This window comes from Pseudomonas sp. MWU12-3103b (assembly GCF_023100615.1).
Taxonomy (GTDB): domain Bacteria; phylum Pseudomonadota; class Gammaproteobacteria; order Pseudomonadales; family Pseudomonadaceae; genus Aquipseudomonas; species Aquipseudomonas putida_A.
This window is the reverse complement of sequence record NZ_JALMEY010000048.1, coordinates 1-486: the sequence shown is the minus strand read 5'-3', so window position 1 is coordinate 486 and position 486 is coordinate 1. Positions and strand designations below refer to the sequence as shown.

Below are 486 nucleotides of genomic sequence, written 5' to 3'. Positions count from 1 at the left end.
ACGTTGAGCCGTTTTTTGCGGCCGTCGACGAGCGCCGCTGTACAGCACGAGGAACAAGGGATGTTCGCGCCGGCCAATGAAACCCACTTTGCCCTGACCATCGAAGGGCTCTCCGCCGATTTTCAGGTATTTACCCTGACCGGCCGGGAAGCCATCAGCCAGCCTTTTGTGTTTGAGGTGGAGCTGGTCAGTGAGCAGCCGTCGCTGGACCTCGAAACCCTGCTGCACAAACCGGCCTTCCTGCAGCTGTCGCCCGATGGCAGCGGCATCCACGGCCAGATCTATCGCGCCGCACAAGGTGACTCGGGCAAACGCCTGACCCGTTATTCGGTGACCCTGCGCCCGCAATTGTCGTACCTGGCACACCGCGTCAACCAACGCATCTTCCAGAACCTCACGGTGCCGAAAATCATCGGCATGGTCCTCGAAGAGCACGGCATCCAGAGCAACGCCTACGAATTCAAGACCGGGTCGATCTATCCCGAA

1 protein-coding gene is annotated in these 486 nt (G+C 59.9%); it reads left to right on the top strand.

Annotated elements, in window-relative coordinates; all coding sequences use genetic code 11:
• Window positions 1-60: 60 nt before the first annotated feature.
• On the top strand, window positions 61-486 hold a 426-nt coding region (locus M0808_RS28410; RefSeq protein WP_247843192.1), incomplete at its 3' end, for a contractile injection system protein, VgrG/Pvc8 family.